Here is a 22,428-nt window from a genome sequence, read left to right as displayed (position 1 = left end):
AGGGCGGCTCAGGCGGCATCGCTTCCCGATGCAGCGGCCATTCTTTGAGAGGTGAACATCATGAAAGCACTCGTTTCCACATTGCTCGTTGCCTGCGCCCTGGCCGCTCCGGCTGCCGCTTTCGCACAGACCGCCAGCCCCGCCACGCCCGCCAATGCGCCGGTCACGCGCGCCCAGGTGATCGCCGATCTCGTGCGGGTGGAGCAGGCGGGGTATCGCCCTGTGGCGAAGGATGTCAACTACCCGGATGACATTCAGCACGCGGAGGCGATCGTGGCTCAGGAGCAGGCGCAAAAGACCCAGCAGGCCGCGCCGGGCAACACGGCGGTCGGAGGCGTGGCGATGACGGGCAGTTCGGATGCCGGTGCGCCGGTCGTGGCGAGCGTCGGCGAGCGGTCTATTTATGCGGGGCACTGAGCGGTGCATTGGGCGGGCCGCTGAGCGGTCGAGCGCGGCGGCGCCGCTCCCGGCGATAACGCCGGGCGCCGCCGCGCATTTCGATTTACTTGATCAAACGTTTGCGCGAACGTAATTCGTCCCATTCGCGCGCAAAAAATCGTTATTCATTTTTTATTCAATCCGCGAACCTGCCCCATTAGCAACAGTGGCGTTAAATCAGCCGTATTGGCAATTTCACAACAATACCGCGCGTTTTCGCGGCGTCATCTTTCTGGATCACGCAAATTCACAATGCGCTGGTAAGATACGCGCGAATATGGGATGGCCGCTCTCCATTCCGGCCTGTTGGCGCGAATCCAGACCACTCGCGCCGCCGGAAAAGGAGTCCGCGCCATCAGGCCGACGGGGAGCGGCCGTCTTGCACTACGAATCGCGCTCCATGTTTAAAAAAAGCGCGTACGTTCGCATTACGTATGTCATCGCAAGTGTTCGAGCCTCGCGTTTCGCCTTTCCGGCGAATCGTCCGGCACCGCTTGCCGCTGTTGCGCCTTGCGCAGACGGTCATTCCCCCGCGGCCCAAACCCGCCGTCATGCCAAGCAGGCGTATCAAACAGTCGCACATACTGGCCGAACCCGTCATGTCCACCCAGTCGCCCCACCATCACCGCCTGTTTATGGCGCTGGTCGGTGTCGTCAGCGCGGCGCTCAACACGGGCGCGCTCGTCGCGCTGTTGTTGCTGCGCGGACAGACCGCCGACACGCCCTACACGCGGGCGTTGACCGGCGCGTTCGCCGCGGCCGCGTTCGTCGTGTTTGCGCGTTTTCATCTGATTGCCAGCGCGCGTCATCTCTGGTGGATGCTGGGCCGCGGCGCATGGCGCTGGTGTCGGCTGCCGATCGCGCTCATGGTGCTGCTGTTCGTGACGCATGGCGATAACGGGACGACGGCCCTGCGCACGCTGGTAGCGCAATGGGCCGCCATTGCGCTGCCGCTGCAGCTCGCAGGCCTGGCTGTCTTGCGCGGCGTGGCCCACAGCGTCAACAACGCGCCCGGCAACCTGCGCCGTGCGGTGTTCTTCGGCATGGGCAGCGAGGCGCGCAAGCTGAACCTGCGCCTGCAGCGCTCGCCGATTCTCGGCATTCACGTGGCGGGCTATTACAACGATGCGCCCGTCGCGCCGCGCGGCGGGGAAGCACTGCCGCCGTATCTCGGCCGCTATGAAGACGCTGCCGCGCACATTCACGCGAACGACTACGAGATCGCGTTCCTCGCGATGGGGCAGGCCGCGATGGCTCGAGCCGACGCAACGGACGTGAAGGACATTACGGCCGACGTCGTGACGCGCCTCTACGATTCAACGGCGGCGATTTATCTCGTGCCCGAGCTGCACTTCCTTCAAGACGTCGCGACGACCGGCGCGAACCTCGCGGGCGTGCCGCTGCTGGCGCTCCACGACGTGCCCATTCTGGGGCTTTCGCGCATGCTCAAGCGCGCGGTCGACATTGCCGGCGCGGTATTGCTGCTCGCGCTGCTGTGGCCGGTGATGCTGGCGATCGCTCTGGCGATCCGGCTCGATTCGCCGGGACCGGTGATGTTCAGGCAGCGCCGCAACGGCGAGCACGGCCGGGCGATCGTCGTGCACAAGTTCCGCTCGATGCGCGTCGCGGCGCAGGATGAGGGCGGCGCCGAAGAGCAGGGCGTGCGCCAGGCCCGCAGCGGCGACGACCGGATCACGGGCGTGGGGCGGTATCTGCGCCGGACTTCGCTCGACGAGCTGCCGCAGCTTTTCAACGTGCTGGGCGGCTCGATGAGCCTCGTGGGTCCGCGTCCGCACGCGGCGGAACACAACGAAGCGTACCGGCAGCTGATCCCCGGCTACATGCTGCGCCATAGCGTGAAGCCGGGTATGACGGGCTGGGCGCAGATCAACGGGCTGCGCGGCTTGACCGATACGCCCGACAAGATGCAGCGCCGCGTGGAGTACGACCGTTACTACATCACGCACTGGTCGCTGTGGCTCGATCTGCAGATCCTGCTGAAGACGATCCCGTCGATCGTCTCGGGCCGCAATGCGGTTTGAGGCGTGCGCCGCGCGAGACGTGGCCGGACCTGCGCCGGCCGCGTTTGCATCGGCAGCGTTACGCCGCGCGCCGCCGGGTGCGCGCCACGCGCCAGTGACGCCACAGGATGCTGAAGAAGCGGCGGTCGTCCACGAGGTAGCGGCGCCACAGGCGCGCGGGGTCCTGTTTGATGCGCCAGCACCATTCGAGACCGCAGCGCCGCATCCACGCGGGAGCGCGCTGCTGCAGGCCGACGGCGAACTCGACGGCCGCCCCTGCGCACAGCATGAGGCCGCCGGCCAGCTTGCCGGCGTGATGCAGGGCCCAGCGTTCCTGCTTGGGCATGCCGAGGCACACGAACACGATATCGGGCTCGGCCGCGCGCACGCGCTCGGCCACCGCATCGCCCTCGGGGCCGGTCGGATCGAACGTCATGGAAGGCGCGATCACCTCGACGTCGAGGCCCGGATAGTGCTGCGCGAAACCCTCTACGAGCGTGGCTTCGTGGCCCGGGCGGCCGCCCACCACCACCACTTTCCAGCCGCCCGCGCGGGCGCGCTCGCACAGCGCGGGCAACAGGTCCGCGCCCGTCACGCGTTCCGGCAGCGGCGCGCCGAACAGGCGGCTCGCCCAGACAACGGGCATGCCGTCCGCGAACAGGAAGTCGGCGGTGCGGTAAAGGCGTTGAAGATCGGGCTGCGTGTCGAGACGCACCACGTGATCGACGTTCGGCGTGACCGCCACACGCGCCCGGCCGTCGCGCTGCAAGGCGGCGGTGCAAAGCACGTCGAGCGCGGTGTCGAACGACACAGCTGCAATGTCGAGTCCGAACAAAGGAATGCTCGGCTTGAAGACACCCCGTGCGGACGCCTGCGGCTCCGCTGTTATGTAAGGCGTGCTCATGTTGTTTTTGTGACCCCGACGTGCGCACACGACGAGAGCCAGGCACGGCGCCCGTTGAACCGGCGTCGTGCCACCCCGTCATGCGACGAACGTTATGTTCTTTTCTGGTCTCCTGGCTTTTGCCAAGGCGTTTTGGACTTCAGACAGAATCTTACTGCTGTGTCGGTATGCCGGGTTACCCAACAGTGTTTTTTTGGAGACAAAAATCGGGATGCGTCTGAAATTTCTCTGGTTGCGCCGGCGGTTGCGCGTGTGCGATCGGCTACTCTCGCCGCGGCCCGTTTTTCCTTTACCGTTCATGACAGACGATGATCACCGACGCCCGTGAGATTCCCGCCGGCACGACGCTGCGCGCGGACCTGTGCATCGTGGGCGCCGGTCCCGCCGGCATCGCGCTCGCGCTCGCGCTGGAGGAGAGCGGGCTCGACGTGATCGTGCTGGAGAGCGGCGGCGATGCGCCCGAGCCCGCAACCCAGCAGCTGTACGCGGGTACGGTGGCGAATGCGGCGCTTCATCCGCCGCCGGAGCACTACCGCGTGCGCCGCTTCGGCGGCTCGACCACGCTGTGGGGCGGCCGCTGCATGCCGCTCGATGCGTTCGACTTCGAGGCGCGCGACTACGTCGCGCACAGCGGCTGGCCAATCGCGTTCGCCGATGTGCTGCGCCACTACCCGCAGGCCAACGCGCTGTGCGAAGCGGGCGAATTCGCCTATACCGCCGAAGGCGCGTTCGCCGCGCCGCTGCGCCCGATGATCGGCGGCTTCGCAAGCGACGTATTTTCGACGCACACGCTCGAGCGCTTCAGTTGCCCGACCGATTTCGGTCAGCGTTATCGGGCGCGCCTCGCGAAAGGCCGCGTGCGTGTCCTCCAGCATGCGAACCTGTGCCGCCTGCCGATGCTGGCGGGTTCGACGCGGCGTGCCGGCGCGGCCCAGGTGCGGGTACTGAACACGACGGACGCGCCGGACGCGACGGGAGGCGCGGCGTTCGAGGTGGCCGCGCGCGCCTACGTGCTTGCAACCGGCGGGCTCGAAGTGCCGCGCCTCTTGCTCAACAGCCCCGGGCCGAGCGGCCGGGGACTCGGCAATGCCCACGACGCGGTGGGCCGCTATTACATGAGCCATCTCGCGGGCACGATCGGCACGCTCGATCTCGCGGCGGCTCAGTCCGTGTGGCACGGCTACGAGGTGACGGAAGAGGGTATCTATTGCCGCCGCCGCCTCGCGCTGCGCCCGCAACAGCAAGCCGCGCTGCGCGCGGGCAACTTCATTGCGCGCCTGCATCATCCGCGCATTCCGGACGCCGGGCACGGCAACGGCATTCTTTCCGCGCTGTATCTCGCGCGCGGCATCGTGCCCTACGAATATGCGAAGCGTCTCTACGACGGCACGCCCGAGGGCTATGCGGGCTCCACGCTCGCGCACTTGAACAACGTTGTTGCGGACGCGCCGAACACGGCGCGTTTCCTGTGGCACTGGCTGCGGCGGCGCACGCTGGCCGTGCGCAAGTTCCCTTCGGTGATCGTGCGGCCCGCGAATCTGCGCTTCTCGCTCGACTTCCATGCGGAGCAGGAGCCCAATCCGGCGAGCCGCGTCACGCTGGGCGACGAAACCGATGCACTCGGCTTGCGCCGCATCCATGTGGACTGGCGCTATACGCAGCAGGACGTGGCGACCGTGAGCCGCGCGCTTGCCGCGCTCGCGCACGAGGTCGAGCGCGCGGGCGTTGGCCGATTCAGTTACGACCCCGCGCAGGTCGAAGCCGAAATGACGCGCTACGGCGCGTATGGCGGCCATCACATCGGCACGGCGCGCATGGGGCGCGACGCGCGCACGAGCGTGGTCGATGCCGACTGCCGGCTGCATGAAGCGGACAACGTCTATGTGACGGGCGCCGCCGTGTTCCCGACTTCGGGCCAGGCGAATCCGACCTTGACCATCGTCGCGCTCGCATTGCGGCTCGCCGAACACCTCAAGGGCGCCGCCGATCTCGGCGCGCTGCCCGTTCCCACTGCAAACCATTCCGAACCCGCGTGATGAAAGCCCGTATTCTTGTACTCGGCGCGACCGGCTTTGTCGGCCGCCATCTGGTGAAAGCGTTGAGCGGTACCGAATGGGCCGAGCCGGTTGCCGCCTCGCGCAGGGAAGGGAGCGGCCTGCGCCGTGTCGATGCCGCGGACCCCGCGTCGCTCGCCGCCGCGCTTGCCGGCGTGGACGGCGTGGTCAACTGCGTGGCGGGTGCGCCGGCGACGATCGTCGCGAATGCGCGCGCGCTGGCTGCCGCGCTGCAGGCACTCGGTGCGCCGCTGCCCGTGGTCCACTTCAGCTCGATGGCGGTGTACGGCGCCGCCGAGGGCCGTATCGACGAAGCAGCCGCGCTCGACGCCGTGAGCCCCTATGGCCATGCGAAGGTCGAGTCGGAGCGACTGCTCGCTTCGCTGCCCGCGCTCACGATATTGCGTCCGGGCTGCATCTACGGAGGCGGCAGCCCGCAATGGTCGGCGCGCATTGCGCAACTGCTGCGCGCACGGCGTCTGGGCGACCTCGGCGCCGCCGGCGACGGCTGCAGCAATCTCGTTCACATCGACGACGTCGTTCAGGCGGCGCTGGCCGCGCTGCGCACGCCGGCTTCGGGCGCTCAGACTTACAACCTGGCGATGGCCCAGGCGCCGCGCTGGAACGAGTACTTCGTCGCGTATGCGCGCGTTTTGGGGGCGACGCCGGTCGAGCGGATCGGCGCGCGGCGTCTTGCGCTCGAAACGAAGGTGTGGGCGCCTGCTCTGAAGATTGCCGGGATCGCGGGACGCAAACTGGGTGGCGTGAAAGTGCCGCCGCCGCTGCCGCCTTCGCTCGCGCGGCTGTGGCAACAGGACATCCGGCTCGACGCGCGCCGCGCGCAACAGGCTTTTGATATCAGGTGGATGCCGTGGCGCGTCGCGCTGCAGGCCGAAGCGTTTGTGCCGCCGGCGTCGCGGGCCGGCTGAACCCGTTGGGCTCACCCGCGTTGCGGTTCGCCGAAGTTTCGAGCTTCGGCTCGCCCGCTATCGTTCGGATTCCTGTTAATTAAATTCGCATGCCGTTTGGCACCGGGCTTCGACCGGTACAGGCGCGTTGCGAACGGAGATCGTGAGCTCGCGTCGCCAGGATATTAGTGGTGCCGGATCGCGGCGCGGCGGCTATTCAGTGGCGGCGTAGAAGGCGCGGATAGCGATCGGCAAATCAGCGAATTGAGGCCATAAAAAAGGCCTGTTCGCGACGCAGACGCGCGCGCGTGGCTCATAGAATTTGATCGTAGAACCACACACGCAGCGTCGGGCGACCGATACCTGTCGGATCGCTTCCCCACATCGGATTTCCGGTTAATTCAGCATGACACGGCTTGCACGGCACTACGTTCCAGAACAACCGCAGCACGTTATCTTGCAGGGGCTCACGGGGCCCGCTTTCCTCGACGAAGGAGACTACCTTTACTTCCTCGCCTGCCTCGCGGACGCCGCGCGCGTCGCCGATCTGGCAGTCCACGCGTGGGTGCTCATGCCCGACGCGGTGCAGTTCCTCGTCACGCCCTCATACGAGTCGAGCGTGGCCATGGCGATGCAGGCCGTTTGCCGTCGCTATGCCGAGACCTTCAACCGCCGCCACGGACGCCGCGGTGCGATGTGGCGTGGCGAGTACCGGGCAACCGTGATCGAACCCGACCGCTATTTTCTGCTCGCGAGCCAGGTCATCGATCATGCGCCGGTGCGCAACCGCCTCGTGTCCGAGCCGGGCAACTACCCGTGGTCGAGCTACCCGCACCACGTCGGCCTGCGTGTCGACAGGTTCATCAAGGATCATCCGCTCTACCGTGCGCTCGGCAATACGCCGTTCGAGCGCCACCAGTCCTACCGCGACCTGGGGGCACAGCCTCTCGACGAATCCGGGGTCGACAACCTCATGCAGGCGACGCTCGAAGGCTGGGTGCTCGGCAGCGCTGCCTATTGCGAGTGGGCGGCGCAGACCGCCAATCGACGGTTGATGCCGCTGCTGCTGCGCGACCGGCCGCCCAAGGTAAGCACGACCAGCGCCCTCGCCTGACGAGGGACGATGGGCTAGCCGCCGAGCGCGATGATCGCCATCGTCAGCACGATCCCGAGCAGCGTCATGGCGAAGCCCGCTTTCATCGCGCCCGCGCCGGTGTAGCGTCCGAGCGCGAAGCCGGCGGCGAAGAGCATCGCGAGCGTGAGTATGCGCGAGATGACGAGCGCCGCTACGTGATCCCTCACGAGGATGAAGGGCAGGGCAACCGGGAAAGTCGACACGACGACGAGCAGAAAAACGCCCAGTGCGCCAAGAAAGTCATCGCGCCTGAACTGCGCGCGAGGTGGCAGCGTAGGCGCCGCGGCGAGGCGCGCGCGAATCAGCTCGAGTTCGTCGTCGTCGACGAGCGGCTCCAGCGCCGTCGGCAACGCGCCGCGCAAGGCCCGCACTGCCGCGGTGCGGTCCGGTTCGCGCTTCACGGTCAGGGCGAGTGTCAGGCGCTGTCCGCGATCCGCGAGCGTGCGAACGAGATACATCACGGCGTCGGCGAGGCCCCAGGCGAGATTGCACCCGAGGGCGGCCAAAAACAGTTTGCGGCCGGCGTCCTCGCCCGCTGTGACCGCCTTGACCGCGCCGACGAAAGTCAACGCCATGAACAGGCCAAAGCACAGTTCGGTCACGCGCTCGACCGTATTGAGTACGGGCTCGCGCTTTTCGTCCGCGGTTTGCTGTGTCGGGGTAGTGGTGTTCATACGGCCTCGTGCAAGAGGAGATGAGTGGTCATTGCCGGCGCACGCCTACGTCGAACGTCTCACCGCTGCCTTACTGTGGGCTACTGCGCGAATTCGACGAATCCCATGTCGCGGAACGCTCGTCAATCGGACTTTGGTCCTACTGCTGCCAGGACAATCGTAGCGTCAGGATATGGGCCGATGGTCCTATAGAGAAAGCACGCGAGCCGTTGCACGATTCAGTTCTTGCAAACGGATTCGTCGCCGGCGCGGCGCCGTAACGAACCTGTCACATGCGTCTGCCAGTGTCTGAACAGATAGCGGCCACAGCCGGTTTTGCAGCCACACAAGTGATCGTCCGGCATATTCGTAAGCATTCCTTTCATTCAATCGAGTGAACGGACGTGGCCTTGGCCTCCCGTTCGCGGACCAGAAGGTGATGCCATGACTGACCTCGCCAATCAATATGCGCGTTGCCAGGAGATCGGCGGCAAGGTTGTCCGGCTCCTCGCCCGGCGATCGGAATTAGCGCAAACCCAGTTCAGTCAGCGCCTGGCGGATGCAGCCGGGCGGCTGGGCGAGGGCGGCAAACCCGCTTCGGCGAGGCCTGCATGGGCAACTGCGCTGGACCCCTGGGCCGGCTACCGCTACGCGGTGGATGTCGCCGAGCGTTCCGTGCTCTTCTGGGACACCTTGCGTCAGCGCGGAAACGGCTTCGTCGAGCAGGCGCGCGACGGCCTTCAACCCGTCCTCCATTTCGGCCACGAACTCGTTATCGACGGGCGAAAGCTGGCGCGGCCAGTCAACTACGCGCTCGTGCGCCTGCTGCCGCCCGACGGTGTGGTCATCGACGTTAGCAAGCGTCCTTATGTGATCATCGATCCGCGTGCGGGCCATGGTCCTGGCATCGGCGGTTTCAAGGACGATTCACAGGCCGGTGTCGCGCTGAAGGCTGGCCACAGCGTGTATTTCGTCATCTTCTTTCGCGATCCGGAGCCTGGCCAGACACTGCTCGATGTCTGCGCGGCAGAAGCGCAATTCGTCAAGAAAGTGTGCGAACTGCATCCCGACAGCCCGAAACCGGCGATCGTCGGCAACTGCCAGGGCGGCTGGGCCGCCATGATGCTCGCGAGTTCCGACCCGGACCATACGGGGCCGCTCGTCATCAACGGCGCCCCGATGTCCTACTGGAGCGGCGCGTGGAGCGAAGGCGAGGGCGACAACCCCATGCGCTACGCCGGCGGCATGCTGGGCGGTACCTGGCTCGCGTCGCTAACGGCGGATCTCGGCAACGGCAAGTTCGACGGCGCCCATCTCGTGCAGAACTTCGAGAACCTCAATCCTGCCAACAGCCTGTGGGACAAGTACTATCACCTGTTCGACAACGTCGATACCGAGCCGCCGCGCTTCCTCGACTTCGAGCGCTGGTGGGGCGGCTACTACCTGATGAACCGCGAGGAGATCGAGTGGATCACGCGCAACCTGTTCATCGGCAACAAGCTCTGGTCGGGCGAGGTTCGGGGTCCCGACGGGGCGGCGTTCGATCTGCGGGAAATCAAGTCGCCGATCATCCTGTTCGCGTCGCTCGGCGACAACATCACGCCGCCACAACAGGCGTTCAACTGGGTCGCCGACATTTACGGAAGCACGGAGGAGATCAAGACGCGCGGTCAGGTGATCGTAGGGCTCGTGCACCAGAGCATCGGCCATCTCGGCATTTTCGTTTCGGGCAAGGTGGCGAAGAAGGAGCACCAGCAGATCGCCTCCGTGCTCGAAGCGATCGAAGCCTTCCCGCCTGGTCTCTACGGCATGGAGATTGCCGAGCGGCGGGGCGAAGCAGGAAAACCGGAATACGACGTGTCGTTCCGCGAGTATCGGCTCGAAGATATTGCCGCGCGCCTGAACCGGTTCGGACGTAGCGATGAACAGCCATTCGAGGCCGTCAGGCGCGTATCGGAGTTGAACCAGCGCGCGTACGAGCTCTTCCTGCAGCCGTGGGTACGGGCCTGGTCGAACGAAACGACGGCGAACCTGCAGCGGCAGTTTCATCCGCTTCGCGCACAACGCTGGGCGCTGTCCGACATGAATCCGTGGCTTGCATGGCTTGGGCCGGCTGCCGAGGCGGTCAGGGCAAAGCGGCATGCCGAAGCCCATGAGGACACCCGGTTGCGGGCGTTTGAGCACTATGGCTCGGATATGATCAGTGCGTCGCTCGACTTCTATCGCGCGATGCGCGACGCCATGACGGAGAGCGCGTTCTTTTCTTTCTACGGAAACATGTATTCCGTCGAACACGGCGAAGAGCCGCAAGCCAGATCCGCAGCGGCGGCCGGAGACCATCGCGCCCTGCCCTACGTGAGGGACGCGTTGGCGTCGATGACCGAAGGCGGCTATACCGAGGCGCTGGCTCGCGCCGCCTGCCTGCTCGCGCGCCGGGACGAGCCGCTCCCGCTCGCGCGGCTTGCGCTGCGCAGCGAACTCGCGAAGGACTACGCCGCGTATTTGCCCCAGCTTCCGGGCGACCAGTGGAGGCGCGTGCGCGGCGAGCAGGAAATCATCGTGCGTTACGAGCCGGAACAGGCGCTCGCCACGCTCCCGCGTCTGCTGGAAGACCCGAAAGACCGGGAGAAGCTGCTCGATCTGGCAGAAAAGCTGCTGGCCGACCGGCGCGTGCAGGAAGCCGGGCCGACCGCCGCCCAGCTCGGCATGCTCGACAAGATTCGTTCGTCCCTGCCGCTCGAACGTGTGCGGGCGATAGGGTAAAGCCATGGCCGACGTCATCCTCGTTCTCAACGCCGGTTCGTCGAGCAAGGTCTCGGTCTGGGTGATACCGGCCAACGAAGAACTGATGATCGCCCGACGCACGCGTGAAGTGGCGGGCATTACGTGAGTCTGCCCGATTGCCAGGGAGAGGTCTGATGAGCCAGAGTGTTCAACATCCGGTGCTGAGCGGAAAGAAGGCGTTGGTGACGGGTATCGCCAACGGGCATTCGATCGCATACGGCTGCGCGAAGGCGTTCCATGAGGTGGGCGCCGATCTCGCGATCACCTATGCCGACGAGAAGGCAAGGCCATACGTGGAGCCGCTGGCGAAAGACCTCGAAGCGCCAATTTTCATGCCGTTCAACGTCTCGAAGCGCGAGGAACTGGAGGCGGTATTCGAGCGGATTGCGAGTGAATGGGGCGAGCTCGACATACTCGCGCATTCCGTCGCATGGGCGCCGAAGAGCGATCTGCAGGGCGGGCTGCTCAACTGCTCCGCCGAAGGTTTCGCAGCGGCCATGGACATCTCATGCCACTCATTCGTGCGGATGGCCCGGCTAGCCGCGCCGCTGATGAAGCATGGCGGCTCCATGTTCGCGATGAGCTACTATGGCGCGAACAAGGTAGTCCCAAACTACAACGTCATGGGTCCGGTCAAGGCGGCGCTGGAAGCGTGCGCACGCTATCTGGCGTACGAACTGGGTCCGCAGCAGATCCGCGTGCACGCGGTATCTCCCGGGCCGCTGAAGACACGCGCGGCATCCGGCTTGAGGGACTTCGACGTGCTGCTCACCCAGGCAGCGGAACGGGCACCGCTTGGCGAACTGGTCGACATCATGGACGTCGGCTTCACCTGCGCGTACCTCGCGACGCCCTACGCGCGGCGCCTCTCAGGCGAAACGCTTTACGTGGACGGCGGCGTTCACATCATGGCTTAGCCGCAGTCGCCGCAATTGATATATCGACAAAGATTCGGGCAACTTGAGGGAGAGACGGTCTCGGGATGGTTGCAATCGGCGCCGATCGACGACGAAGACGAGATCGTTCTGGTCGTCGCACTCGATGTTCGCTGGATCTCCGAGGATCAGGAAAGAGGATGGAGCCGCGTGGGTTGCGAGATGCACCTGCTGGATCAGCGCTCGATGGTGCGGCTGCAGGACCTTATCGCGAAGGCAGCGCCCTGGCCGGTCAAAACGTCACGCTCAGGCGCTAAAGTTTGTGTGCCGGCCGCCGAAAATCCCGGCATGGCGCACGAACAACCCAAACCACCGCAAAACGATGCGATCCGGGCAGAAGCCCGGGCGCTGGAAGACAGCGTCCGCGCGATCAGACGGGCGCAGGGAAAACGCAACCCTGAGGACTGTGTGCCGGGCAGCGCGGAATCCTCCGCGGTCATGGAAGCGTTCGTGCGCGATGTCGGACGCGTGCTTGCGCTCGATATGCTCGAGCGCGAAAAGGGCAAAGACATCGATTGATGCGACCGTTACGCTGAATCAAACGCACGCCGCTCACGCCTTCCGCGCTCCAGTGGAAGGCATCGGAATGTCCTCTCCACGGCATTTGACGTGAGCGCGCCGACGGTCCCTTTTGGGTTGCGGGCCGTCGGCGTTTCCGCTGTGCGTCTTGACTGCGATCAGAACGGGAGCATACCCGCCGCACCCTCGTTTCCATTGTCCGCTGCGGACTGTTTGGCTGGCTGGAACTGGAACGCACTGAACAGGTCGCCGATCGCCGGCGCGTTCGTCGGCACGTATGGGCTCGCGGGAAGCTGGACCGGATTGGGAAGGTTGTCGCGACTGCGCGACGTGATATGTCCCAGCGACCAGTTGCGTTCGATAAATTTCACAAGCGACACGTGATCCGAATAGTCGTGAACGACACGGCCGCCGCGCGAGTACGGCGACACGACGATGAGGGGAATGCGCGGCCCGTCGCCAAAGAAGTCCACGGGTTGAATGTAGCCGGAATCGTAGTAGCCGCCTCCCTCGTCGGTCGTGATGAAGATCGCAGTGGATGCCCACAACGCGGGGTTCGCCTGGACGGAATCGATGATCTTGTGCACGAAGCCTTCGTAAAGACCGAACTTCGAAGAGGACGGATGCCCGTCGAGTAATCCGCCGGGTTTCACGAACGACACCGCGGGTAGCGTGCCATTGGCGATATCGGAATACAGGTTAGGCGTGTCCTGAAGATGCGCGGCCACCAGCGTCGGATTGGTCATGATCGCCGTTTCATAGAGAAACGGATTGCAGATATTGCAGTAGACACTCGTTGAAGGGTGGGTCACGAATGTCTTCCAGCCTTCGCCGTAGTATTTCCATGAGATATTGTTCTCGAGGAGCGTATCGGCGATCGTGCGCACGGGCGAAGGTGGAATGGTGAAAGGACTCGTGTTGACGGTGCCGTCACCGTTGTAGCCGGGGTTGTAGTTGTTCAGCAGATAGTACGTGCTGGGCGCGCAGTTGGCATTGGGGTGATACGGCAGGCTGTCGAGATATTTTCGTATTGCGCCGACGCCAGGCTGCTTCGGATCCGAGCAGTTGCTATATGATCCGCCCGAGTAGCCGTCCTGCGCATACCAGTTGTTGGTGCCTGGCTGCGGCCGCGGGTTCTCGATCTCGTTCTGCGGGGGCGTCGCGGGATTGCCTTTGGCGTCCGTGTAATAGAGCGCATCGGCCGTTCCGATCATGATGCTGTTCGCGCCCGTGCCGCCCATCACCGGCTGGTGATAGTTGTCGCTGATCGTGTAATGACGCGCGAGATTCGTGAAATAGGGCATATCGCCGGTATTCACGTTATAGAAGCCGAGCGCGGTCGCGCCTTCGTTGGTCGACTGATCGGTGAAGTTGGCCGCTTGCGCTTTGCCATTCGATCCCGCGCCTGCCGACACTTCGACCCACGCAAACAGATCCATCTTGCAACCGCTCGGATTGTCGGGCGTCGCGTGCGCGATATTGCAGTCCGACTGCTGCCAGTTCTGGTAGAACCGATGCACCGGACTGTTCATGTACTGGTCGTAGTTCGGACCCACACGCGAGATCTGATAAGGGCCGCTCTGCAGGTTGTACAGGTTCGACCCAAAGCGCGTGTCAGGCACGTCGTTGGGGAGGCCCGTTGCGCCCGTCGTCAAATGAACGACATCGCCCGGTTCGAGGGCCTGGCCTTCGGCTGCCTGTGCAGCCGCCAGTGTGGCGAACGGCGGCGGATTTGCGTCGCTCGCAGCGGTCGGCGCCGAGCCTGTGTTCGGCGCCGGCAGCGTCGGGTACGGTTGCTTCGACGCCGGGCTCGCGTCGAACCGCGACGGATTCGTGGCCTTGGCCATGTATTGCTCGGCGAGCTTGAAGTTGGGTCCGGGTCCCCCGTCTGCCCTGATGATGCCTTTCGACAGGAGGTTCCATACGCTCTGGCCCGTGCGCGGCTGATAAGCGCCGAACACGTGATCGAACGTGCGGTTTTCGCCCACGATGATGATGACATGCTTGATCGGCGTTGCTGTGGCCGAAGAGGGATTCGCTGTGGACTGGCTATCGGCAGCGGAGCAGTAGAGTGCCGTAGCCGCTAGCGAAACGGCTGCAAGCATGGCGGGAACGGCAGGCCGTTGGTGTCTGGATTTCGATGTCTGGCGCATGTGTCTCTCCATTGAAGCATTGCGCTTCTTTGCATGACGGTGGGGCAACGATTGCGTCACTTCAAATCATTACGGCGTGTTACAGGCTGGAAAGCTAGACCTTCCTCATGACGTTCAGGGGGCGGCAGTAAGTCGGTTATATGCAAGTCACGTGACCGCGCCTACGAATCGCCTTCACAGAGCTTTCGATTGAGACAGGGCTTGGGCTGTGCCAGATGACAGGCGCCCCTGACGAGGCGGGGGCGTGACGTGGCGACGCGGGGAATGAGGGTCTTGCGCGGTTTCCGCGCTCGAGGGTCTTGCGTGTGTCCTGCTGCGCGACGCGTCGCCGAAAATGCGAGTATTTATTTATTCAGTCAAGCTAAACAAAAAACACGATGCCGACTATCGCAACGTTCACGACCGCAGGGCGCGGTTGAAATCCCGGCGAACTAGGCTTCCTCTTTCCCGTCTTGCACCGCGGTGCGTCCCGGCACGCGCCCGAGCACCCATCGCCCGAGTAACGCGAGTGGCAGCACGTCCAGCAGCCGGTGCGCCGCCCACGCCGCAAGCGCGCCGTTCACGGCAATGGCGAGCGATGCCGCCGCCGCGGCCCCGACGCTGCCGCCCTGCGGCGCGAGCATGGCGAGGCCAACGAGCAGCACGGCGACCGAGTAAAGATTGATTCGGTACAGCACGCGAGTGTGGGCGGTCATGCCCAGCAGTTCGGGCATGGCGGTAAAGCATGCCGCGGCGACCTGGCCGAGCGCGAGCACGCGCAGCGCGGCAGCGCCGCCGCCAAAGCCCGGCCCGAACAAGCGCAGCAAATGTTCGGGAAAGAGCAGCATGCACAGCGCGGCGGGCAACGCGAGGCACAGCACGAGGCCCGCCGCCTGGGCCGCGCTTTTGTCGAGTCCATGCCGGTCGTTGCGTGCGAAGAGGCTCGCGAACTTCGGCGCGGCCATGCCGGTCACGCCGCTGATCAGCAGATTGATGACGAGCGCGAGACGCCACGCCAGCGCGAAGAGCCCCGTCTCGCGCGAAGAGGCGACGATGCCGAGCACGATGGCGGGCGCCGAAGTGATCAACAGCTTCGTGAATTCCAGCGTGAAGAGCGGCAACCCCGCCTTGAGCAAGCGCGGCGGGCCGGCTGGCGCTTGTGTGCCGGCGCTTACGCCGGCAAGAAAACGCTTGAGCAGAAACGCGCCGGTCAGCGCGGCGAGCGTGAAGCTGGCGGCGATCAGCATGAGCGCGCTGGTGACGCTCATGCCGCGCGTCAAGCCGAGGGGGATGGCGACGGCGCAGAAGATCGCCGGCCAGAGCCAGGAATAGATCATCTGGCTGCAGCCCACGCGCTGGAGTCCGGCAAGCGCACCGGCGATTGCCACGCCAAGATTTTGCGGGATGAACGAGAGTGCGCCAAGCGCGAGCGGCCAGGCGAGTTCGGGCTTCTTCAGCACGTCGTGCGCGAAGGGGAACGCACACGCGCCGAGTGCGATCGACATGGCCGTGGAGGCGAGCAGCACCCGCCCCAACGCGCGGCGGATGGCCGGCCGCACGGCGCGCGCCTCGCCCGCCGCAAGGTCCATCGCAATCTGCCGCGTCAGCGCCTGGTCGATGCCGAGGCGGCCGAAGCCCGCGAGCGCCACCATCGTGCTGAACACGATATAAAAGTCGCCTGTCTGCACCACGCCCAGCATGGCTGCGATCAGCAGATGGAAACCGTAGCGGCTCGGGAGGTCGAGCAGACGAACGGCGAGGCTCACGAGCGAGCCCCGGATCATCGAGCCGCCGTTCTGGCGCGCTGGCATTCGCGCTTCGCCGGCTTCACTCATGCTGCGCCTGGGCACCGCGCAATACGAACAGCGTCACGCTCTGCGCAGGCAGGCTCGCGCGCAGCGTGCTGTCCTGGTAACGCGCATCGGGCAGGCGGAACAACTGGTTGTTCGCGAGCCGCCACGTTTCGGCCACGCCGCCCGCCGCGAAATGATCGAGCGTGACGGCGGCATCGGCGGGGCGGTCCAACTGCTTGTTGATGACCACGAGCGTCAGCGCGTGGTCGCGCTCGCGCAAGGCGGCGAATGCGGAAACGGTGTCCGGGTCGGGCGCGTTCGCGGCAATGCTGGTCGCGCCGAACGCCGCGCCGTTGCCGTCGTAGTTGCGATAGAGCTTGAATGCCTTGTACACCGGCATCGAAGGATCGAGCGTGCCCCAGCGCGTGGCGATATCCAGTCCCTCGCGGCCGAAAATGCCGAGCACGTCGGCCTGGGCTGTCGCGCCGTTCATCAGCGTGTCGCCACCCCAGTTGTACTCCGTGATGCCGATGGGCGTGCCCGGGTAGTAGTACGTATCGACCCAATGGCGCATCAGCGGGATCAGCGCCACGACGCTGTCGATCCAGGTGGGGTCCTTGTAGTTCGGGTCCCACAGGTCGCGCGTCGAGCGGTTGCGCATGAGCGCGACGGCCTGCGAGTTCGTCACGCCCGTTTCGGCGTATTCGCCGCCCTGCGGATAGAAGTGCAGGCTGAACACGTCGACCGGATGGCCCGCCGCTTTCCATTGCGCGAGCAGCCAGGGCACATACGGCATGCCCTGCGTTTCGCCTGTGCGGTCGGGCGTGTGATCGAGGCCGTGGTCCGCTGCGTATTGCTGGTCGAAGCCGCTGTAGAAATAGCCCTGCCAGCCCCATTCTTCCGGCGCGACGATCTGCGCGTGCGGGTCTGCCGCCTTCACGGCGCGCGAATAGGCGATCACCTTGTCGGCGATTTCGCTCGCATGCGCGCCGATGGGATGCACGTCGCGGTGAATGAGCTGCCAAAGGCTCGGCTCGTTGTCGAGCGCGTAGTAGCGCACGCCGCCCCCGCTTGCGCCGCCGAATTGCTTCACCAGGTCCGCTACGCGCGCCTGCTCGTTTTGCGGGTCGTCGGGCGTCGAGGCGTCGTTCGCGTCATTGCCGGTAATCGGCTTGCCGCCGGGCGCCACGCCGTTGCCGGCGTCGGCGTGGCCGTTTACGTCATGGTTCGGCTGCGGGCCGTATTTGGCGATCGAGAAGCTCGCGAGCGTCTCGCGCGCCGGCCCGAGTTTCGCCACGCGGCCGAGCATCGGAATGGTCACGATGGGCGTGGCGCCCGCCGCCTGGGTGAGCGCGACGAAGCGCTCGCCGAACTGGTCGTTGATGTCGGAGGGGTCGACGGCGAGGCTCTCGAAATACCAGTCCTTGCCCGCGTTACGTGCGTCGATGCGCCAGTTATAGGCCGAGGCGCTGTTGCCGCCCGAGCGGTTGACCGGCGCGCGCAAGTCTTGCAGGGCGGCTGTCGTGCCGAAGTTGATGCCGTAAATCAGCGGGCTGATGGGGTGCCGGCCGGCGGCGGCATCCACCGAAATGGCGACCGGCAAGGGCGTGCCCGAGGTCGCGTCGGTGCAGGCCGCGCCCGACATGAGCAGCGCGCCGAGCAGCAGGGTATGCAGGTTGGGGCGCTTGATACGCTTAAGGCGAGGCATGGTGAACCTGCAGATCGGCATGGCCGTCGTGTTGGCCGTCCAGTTCGCCCACGCGCCAGATATACGCGAAGATCGCGAGAATGACGGCGGTCTCGCCCGGCGTGAGGGTAGGCGGGTAAAAGAATGAAATGAGCAGGACGTAGACGAGATAGTCGAACAGCGCGCCGAGAAAATCATCGTCGACCTTCTTGCGCAGGCGCCGGTAGAACACGATGCCGCGCAGCTGGAAGAACAGGATGACGAGCGCGCCGATCAGGCCGTACTCGAATACGATGCCGAGCCACGTGATGTCGGCGAGGAAGAAAAAGTGATGGAAATAGTCGATCAGGTTGTCCTTGCTGGTCGAACTGATCGTGCCCACCCCGAAGAGCCAGCGCATCGGCTCGCTGCCGAGGAACTTCGTGGCGAGCAGGATGGTGATGCGGCGCGTGTCGAAGCCCGTGCTCGCGTCGGTACTGAACGTCGTGGCGAGGTAGCCCGCCGAGAACATGGCGACGAGCGCGACGGGCGCGGCGAGCAGCAGCAGAATGCGCGTGCGCATGCGCGACCAGGCGAAGGTGTTGATGACGAGCACGCTTATGATGCCGATGACCATGGCGCGCGTCTTGACGATCAGCAGCGTGACCGCGAACGCGACGAGCACGCCGAACAGATAGCCCGCATGCTTTTCGAAAAAGGCGCGCCGGTAGCAGAAAAACAGCAGGATGAGCGGGAAATACATCGACATGCGGATGCGATGGCCGCGGTTGTCGCTGCTGAAAAAGGGCGACTGGCCGATCACATACGACTCCTGGTACCAGTCGGAGGGCACCACGGCCCACAACACGATCAGCACCGCGAGGACGACGACGCCGAGCACCAGGAAGCCGCGCTCCAGCTCGCCGAGCGTGGGCTTGAGCGTGAGGAGCAGCGCGAGAAACGAGAAGAAGTACAGGATGGGCAGCAGCTTCACCTGCGCCGTGATGCCCGTGAAAAAGCCCTCGTGGAAATAGAATACGGCGGCGAAGCTCGGCACGAGCAGGAGCCACGCAAAGCTGATGAGGATCTGCCGCGTCATGGGAAAACGCGGTTCGCCGCCCAGACGCAGCACGGCGGGCAGCGAAATGACCGGCAGCGCTTTCGAGAGCGCCCAGAGCGGCACGAGCGTACTCAGGTAGTGGAAGGTCTGGCCAAAGAGCGGCAAGAGCGCCAGCAGCCACCACGTGACCTGCCACCTGGCGGGCTCGCTCGAAAAGACCGGGGCAAGCCCGGTGGTCGTGGTGGCGGTTTCCATCTCGTGTGATTCGCGTTCGATTCGCGGTTGATTCGTTGGCCTGGACGTGGAAAACCGTCGGGCGGCACGGGCTCGCTGAGCAGGCTCAGTAGGTCGTGGGGTTGTTCGAGATCGTGTAGTCGAAGCCGCGCTGGAACGGAATGACCTTGTCGATGTACTGATCGACCCACTGGTCGACTTCGGCGATCGAGGATTTCGGCACGAAGATCGTGTCGGTGGCCTGCAGAACGACGTCCTGCGTCGGGTCGCCGCGATGCGTAAGCGCGTCGAGGTCGATCGTGCGCAGCATCGGGCGGCCATCGGGGCTGCGGCGAATCAGTACGACTTCGTTGGTGCGCGCCGTGTCCAGCAAGCCCTGCGCGGCGGCGATGGCCTGCAGCACGCTCATGCCCGTGTGCAGCGCAATTTCGCCGGGGCGCGCGACCTGGCCGGCCACATAGACCTTGGCGGCCGACTGCACGATGGAGACCGAAGCGTGGGCGTTCTTCGCCATGCCGTTGGCGGCCAGCGCCTTGTTGATGGCGTCCCCGAGCTGGGCGACCGTGAGGCCCGCGGCCGGGATCGTGCCCGCGAACGGCATGGTGAGGCCGCCGTCAGGCGCGACCGAACCGCGGAAGTTCAGCTCGGCATTGAAGGGCATGACGACCGAAAGGTCGTCGCCGGGTTCGATGCGATAGACGCTGGGCGCAGTTTGCGACCAAGCCGCGAATTGCGCGCGTTGCTGGAATTGCGGCTCCACCCAGGTCTGGGTGCAGGCGGTAAGCGTCAGCAGCCCGAGGACGCAGGCTGGTCGGAGTATGTTCATCGGGCGCGTGGGTGAAGCGGTGGCTTGCGGTTCCTGATCTCTTGTCAAGTAACGGCAGGAATTGCCGTTAATGAAGGGTGGAACTCACACGATTTTTTCGCAGTTGTTAGCCCAGTTGTCAGTTTTACGCGACATTCTGGATGTTTTCTTACGTATTATATGCGCCGTCGAAACTTCTCTGTTGGCCGGGAACCGCACCTGTATGGTTATTACTACTAGAACACGACCTGAAAGGAAGGCGGCTGTTGTCGAACTGACGGTCCGGGATTATCTCAACACCTTTTTCTATTATCGCAAGATTGCCACAGCGGTATTTCTTTCCGTTGTGGCGATCGGCGTGGCAGTCGCGCTTCTTGTGCCCATGCCTTACCGGGCGCAGTCCACGCTGCTCGTCCTCCTTGCAGGATATTACGACCAGTCGAACAACCCGAATGGCGGCGCCGCGATGCAGCCCGCCATCGGCCAGCTCGATGGCGTCGAAGCGCAAATCCTCAGCAGCCCGGAACTGCATCGCGACGTGGTGATCGCGAAACTGGGGCCGAACGCGAGCGAACACGACATCGACAGCCATTTGCAGGAATTCGAGCATCGGCTGCATATCGAGCAGAACGATCTTGCGAGCACCATCAGCCTCACGTACTACGATGCCGATCCCAAGGAAGCGGCCGATGCGCTTTCGCGTCTGCTCGACACGTACTTCCGCCGGCGCGCGACGATTTTCACGTCGGGCCGCGTCGATTTCCTGACCGGTCAGCGCGATGAAGTCGCAAGGCAACTGAAAAAAGCCGATGCCGACTTGCTCGCGTTCCAGAAGTCGCACGGCATCGTCAATATCGACGACCAGACCTCGCGCGCCGTGCTGCTCGAAAGCCAGCTCGTCCAGCAAAAGCTCGAAAACGACACGTCGCTCGCGCAGCACCGCGGCGAACTGAAGTCGGAACAGACGTCGTCGAAGGGGGTGAAGGCCACGATTCCGATCTTCACCGACGACTCCGAAGCCGCTCACGCGCTCGACACGATGCAACTTTCGCTGATGCAGCTCGAAGCGCGCCGCGCCGATTTCGCCTCGCGCTACATGGATACCTCGCCGTTCGTGCAGCAACTCGATCAGCAGATTGCCGATATGCACGCGAGCATCGCGCGGCGCAAGGCGCAAATGGCCACGGCCACGCGCTACGGCCACAACGACTACTACGACGTGGTGCAAGGACGGCTGGCGGCGCTCAATGCGAGCATCGCGGGCGAAACCGCGCGCCAGCAGGCGCTCGAAGCGCAGATCAAGGACACCCGCGCGACGCTGCGGGGCCTGAGCGATATCTCCAGCCAGATGCGCCAGCTGCAGGCAACGCGCGACATCCTGGCCGACAGCTTCAAGGACCGTTCGCGCCAGGTCGAGCTCGCGAAGATCCAGCAGGGGCAGGTGAGCCAGGTGAACAGCACGAACGTGCGCGTGATCCAGGCACCGTTCCCGCCTTCGCAGCGCAGCGTGTCGGCCAGCCTCATCATTGCGGCGAGCGTGGCGGCGGGTCTCCTGATATCGATGCTCGTCGTGCTCGTCATGGCGAGCCTGCGCGAGACCTTCCTGAGTCCGGAGCAGGCGGAGCGCTCGCTGCTGCTGCCGGTGCTGAATGCGCCAGTGATGCTCGGCGGCGGGGCGCGCCGGCCCGGGGCGCCAGCCGATGCAGCCAAGGCGGCCAGCCGGCCCGCGCATTTGGCGTATGGCCGCATGATCGCGGCCATCAACGCGAGCACGGACTCACCGGCCAAGGTGGTCATGGCGCTCTCGTTCGGCAAGAACGACGGGCTGCTCTCGGTGATTCGCGGCCTCGCCGTCGAACTGGAGCACCGCACGACCAAGCCGGTGCTCATTCTCGACATGGCGTCCGGTGCCGACGCGCCGCTTTATGGCCCGCCGAACGCGCAGGGCCTGCTGACGTGGTCGGGGCACGGCGGACAAAGCCGCGCCGCGAGCGCCGCGCCTACGGAGAACGCGGCTTCGAGCGGCCTCGTGTTCGAGAGCGTCGAGCGGCACAACATCGTCGTCGCGCGGCCGGAAAGCGGCACGTTCCCGGCTTCGTGGCAGCAGACCACGACCCTGTTCGACACGCTGCGCGAAGCGCACGACTACATCGTCGTGCATGCGCCGCCCGCCAGCCAGTCGTTCGCCGGCATTGAAAACGCCGCGCTGGCCGACGCAACGATCATGGCGGTGCGCGCAGAGGTTTCGCGCAAGCCCGTGGTGCTGGGCCTGAAAACGCAGCTGCTCGACGCGGGCGGCAGGCTGATCGGCATTGCGCTCACACATCGGCGCGGCTACATCCCGAACTTTATTTATCGATTCTTCTAATATTCGGGACCCTGACTGC

At 64.9% G+C, this 22,428-nt stretch carries 17 protein-coding genes; 10 read left to right on the top strand and 7 right to left on the bottom strand.

The features are described from left to right. Positions 1–60: 60 nt before the first annotated feature. Positions 61–417, top strand: a complete 357-nt coding sequence (locus C7411_RS25810; protein ID WP_110386858.1) for a DUF4148 domain-containing protein — start codon at positions 61–63, stop codon at positions 415–417. Between the two features lie 620 nt (positions 418–1,037). Beyond that, positions 1,038–2,480, top strand: a complete 1,443-nt coding sequence (locus C7411_RS25805) for an undecaprenyl-phosphate glucose phosphotransferase (RefSeq protein ID WP_243413345.1) — start codon at positions 1,038–1,040, stop codon at positions 2,478–2,480. 58 nt (positions 2,481–2,538) lie between these two features. Here C7411_RS25805 and C7411_RS25800 read toward each other — a convergent pair whose 3' ends face one another. After that, a complete protein-coding gene (locus C7411_RS25800) occupies positions 2,539–3,363 on the bottom strand; it encodes a WecB/TagA/CpsF family glycosyltransferase (protein WP_110386856.1) in 825 nt (274 codons plus the stop codon). Positions 3,364–3,671: 308 nt separating this feature from the next. On the opposite strand from C7411_RS25800, the gene C7411_RS25795 reads away from it, so the two are divergent. The 3 genes from C7411_RS25795 (at position 3,672) to C7411_RS25785 (ending at position 7,439) form a co-directional block, all read left to right on the top strand. Continuing rightward, positions 3,672–5,399, top strand: coding sequence for an FAD-dependent oxidoreductase (locus C7411_RS25795; protein WP_110386855.1), 1,728 nt, complete (start codon positions 3,672–3,674; stop codon positions 5,397–5,399). Then, positions 5,399–6,346 (top strand): NAD-dependent epimerase/dehydratase family protein, encoded by a 948-nt coding sequence (locus tag C7411_RS25790; RefSeq protein ID WP_110386854.1) that lies wholly within the window; start codon positions 5,399–5,401, stop codon positions 6,344–6,346. The genes C7411_RS25795 and C7411_RS25790 overlap by 1 nt, the downstream gene beginning before the upstream one ends. A gap of 385 nt (positions 6,347–6,731) precedes the next feature. Continuing rightward, positions 6,732–7,439, top strand: a complete 708-nt coding sequence (locus C7411_RS25785) for a transposase (RefSeq protein WP_110386853.1) — start codon at positions 6,732–6,734, stop codon at positions 7,437–7,439. A gap of 14 nt (positions 7,440–7,453) precedes the next feature. On the opposite strand, the gene C7411_RS25780 is transcribed toward C7411_RS25785, so the two are convergent. Next, positions 7,454–8,134 carry a VIT1/CCC1 transporter family protein gene (locus tag C7411_RS25780; protein WP_110386852.1) on the bottom strand — a complete coding sequence of 227 codons (681 nt, stop codon included), beginning with the start codon at positions 8,132–8,134 and terminating at the stop codon, positions 7,454–7,456. Between the two features lie 423 nt (positions 8,135–8,557). Here C7411_RS25780 and C7411_RS25775 point away from each other — a divergent pair, with 423 nt between their 5' ends. The 4 genes from C7411_RS25775 to C7411_RS38425 all read left to right on the top strand — a co-directional run bounded on the left by C7411_RS25775 (position 8,558) and on the right by C7411_RS38425 (position 12,351). Further along, a complete protein-coding gene (locus tag C7411_RS25775; RefSeq protein WP_110386851.1) occupies positions 8,558–10,876 on the top strand; it encodes a DUF3141 domain-containing protein in 2,319 nt (772 codons plus the stop codon). A gap of 4 nt (positions 10,877–10,880) precedes the next feature. After that, the gene (locus C7411_RS38675) at positions 10,881–11,003 is read left to right on the top strand and encodes a hypothetical protein (protein WP_258365446.1); all 123 of its coding nucleotides are present in this window, start codon (positions 10,881–10,883) and stop codon (positions 11,001–11,003) included. Between the two features lie 28 nt (positions 11,004–11,031). Then, positions 11,032–11,814: an enoyl-ACP reductase FabI gene (gene fabI, locus C7411_RS25770; RefSeq protein ID WP_110386850.1), complete on the top strand. Its 783-nt coding sequence runs from the start codon at positions 11,032–11,034 to the stop codon at positions 11,812–11,814. A 69-nt stretch (positions 11,815–11,883) separates the two neighbouring features. Continuing rightward, complete coding sequence (locus C7411_RS38425; RefSeq protein WP_243413344.1) at positions 11,884–12,351, top strand: hypothetical protein; 468 nt, start codon at positions 11,884–11,886, stop codon at positions 12,349–12,351. A 158-nt stretch (positions 12,352–12,509) separates the two neighbouring features. Here C7411_RS38425 and C7411_RS25760 read toward each other — a convergent pair whose 3' ends face one another. The 5 genes from C7411_RS25760 to C7411_RS25740 all read right to left on the bottom strand — a co-directional run bounded on the left by C7411_RS25760 (position 12,510) and on the right by C7411_RS25740 (position 20,062). Beyond that, a complete protein-coding gene (locus C7411_RS25760) occupies positions 12,510–14,504 on the bottom strand; it encodes an alkaline phosphatase family protein (RefSeq protein WP_110386849.1) in 1,995 nt (664 codons plus the stop codon). 431 nt (positions 14,505–14,935) lie between these two features. Beyond that, a complete protein-coding gene (locus C7411_RS25755; RefSeq protein WP_243413343.1) occupies positions 14,936–16,318 on the bottom strand; it encodes an oligosaccharide flippase family protein in 1,383 nt (460 codons plus the stop codon). Next, positions 16,311–17,984 (bottom strand): glycoside hydrolase family 44 protein, encoded by a 1,674-nt coding sequence (locus C7411_RS25750; protein ID WP_110386962.1) that lies wholly within the window; start codon positions 17,982–17,984, stop codon positions 16,311–16,313. Before C7411_RS25750 ends, C7411_RS25755 begins: the two co-directional genes overlap by 8 nt. After that, complete coding sequence (locus C7411_RS25745) at positions 17,971–19,257, bottom strand: hypothetical protein (RefSeq protein WP_110386848.1); 1,287 nt, start codon at positions 19,255–19,257, stop codon at positions 17,971–17,973. Before C7411_RS25745 ends, C7411_RS25750 begins: the two co-directional genes overlap by 14 nt. Positions 19,258–19,342: 85 nt before the next feature. Continuing rightward, positions 19,343–20,062: a polysaccharide biosynthesis/export family protein gene (locus tag C7411_RS25740; protein WP_110386847.1), complete on the bottom strand. Its 720-nt coding sequence runs from the start codon at positions 20,060–20,062 to the stop codon at positions 19,343–19,345. Positions 20,063–20,132: 70 nt separating this feature from the next. Between C7411_RS25740 and C7411_RS25735 the strand changes: the two genes are divergently transcribed. Further along, on the top strand, positions 20,133–22,409 hold the full coding sequence (locus tag C7411_RS25735) for a GumC family protein (protein ID WP_110386846.1): 2,277 nt from the start codon (positions 20,133–20,135) through the stop codon (positions 22,407–22,409). Positions 22,410–22,428: the final 19 nt, after the last annotated feature.

This window comes from Paraburkholderia silvatlantica (assembly GCF_003096715.1).
Taxonomy (GTDB): domain Bacteria; phylum Pseudomonadota; class Gammaproteobacteria; order Burkholderiales; family Burkholderiaceae; genus Paraburkholderia; species Paraburkholderia silvatlantica.
This window is presented reverse-complemented; position numbering and strand designations above follow the sequence as displayed.

Bases quoted from the DNA above. Each gene is read 5' to 3' on its own strand.
- C7411_RS25810 (WP_110386858.1), top strand. From the start codon at position 61: ATGAAAGCACTCGTTTCCACATTGCTCGTTGCCTGCGCCCTGGCCGCT.
- C7411_RS25805 (WP_243413345.1), top strand. From the start codon at position 1,038: ATGTCCACCCAGTCGCCCCACCATCACCGCCTGTTTATGGCGCTGGTC.
- C7411_RS25800 (WP_110386856.1), bottom strand. From the start codon at position 3,363: ATGAGCACGCCTTACATAACAGCGGAGCCGCAGGCGTCCGCACGGGGT.
- C7411_RS25795 (WP_110386855.1), top strand. From the start codon at position 3,672: ATGATCACCGACGCCCGTGAGATTCCCGCCGGCACGACGCTGCGCGCG.
- C7411_RS25790 (WP_110386854.1), top strand. From the start codon at position 5,399: ATGAAAGCCCGTATTCTTGTACTCGGCGCGACCGGCTTTGTCGGCCGC.
- C7411_RS25785 (WP_110386853.1), top strand. From the start codon at position 6,732: ATGACACGGCTTGCACGGCACTACGTTCCAGAACAACCGCAGCACGTT.
- C7411_RS25780 (WP_110386852.1), bottom strand. From the start codon at position 8,134: ATGAACACCACTACCCCGACACAGCAAACCGCGGACGAAAAGCGCGAG.
- C7411_RS25775 (WP_110386851.1), top strand. From the start codon at position 8,558: ATGACTGACCTCGCCAATCAATATGCGCGTTGCCAGGAGATCGGCGGC.
- C7411_RS38675 (WP_258365446.1), top strand. From the start codon at position 10,881: ATGGCCGACGTCATCCTCGTTCTCAACGCCGGTTCGTCGAGCAAGGTC.
- fabI (WP_110386850.1), top strand. From the start codon at position 11,032: ATGAGCCAGAGTGTTCAACATCCGGTGCTGAGCGGAAAGAAGGCGTTG.
- C7411_RS25760 (WP_110386849.1), bottom strand. From the start codon at position 14,504: ATGCGCCAGACATCGAAATCCAGACACCAACGGCCTGCCGTTCCCGCC.
- C7411_RS25755 (WP_243413343.1), bottom strand. From the start codon at position 16,318: ATGAGTGAAGCCGGCGAAGCGCGAATGCCAGCGCGCCAGAACGGCGGC.
- C7411_RS25750 (WP_110386962.1), bottom strand. From the start codon at position 17,984: ATGCCTCGCCTTAAGCGTATCAAGCGCCCCAACCTGCATACCCTGCTG.
- C7411_RS25745 (WP_110386848.1), bottom strand. From the start codon at position 19,257: ATGGAAACCGCCACCACGACCACCGGGCTTGCCCCGGTCTTTTCGAGC.
- C7411_RS25740 (WP_110386847.1), bottom strand. From the start codon at position 20,062: ATGAACATACTCCGACCAGCCTGCGTCCTCGGGCTGCTGACGCTTACC.
- C7411_RS25735 (WP_110386846.1), top strand. From the start codon at position 20,133: ATGAAGGGTGGAACTCACACGATTTTTTCGCAGTTGTTAGCCCAGTTG.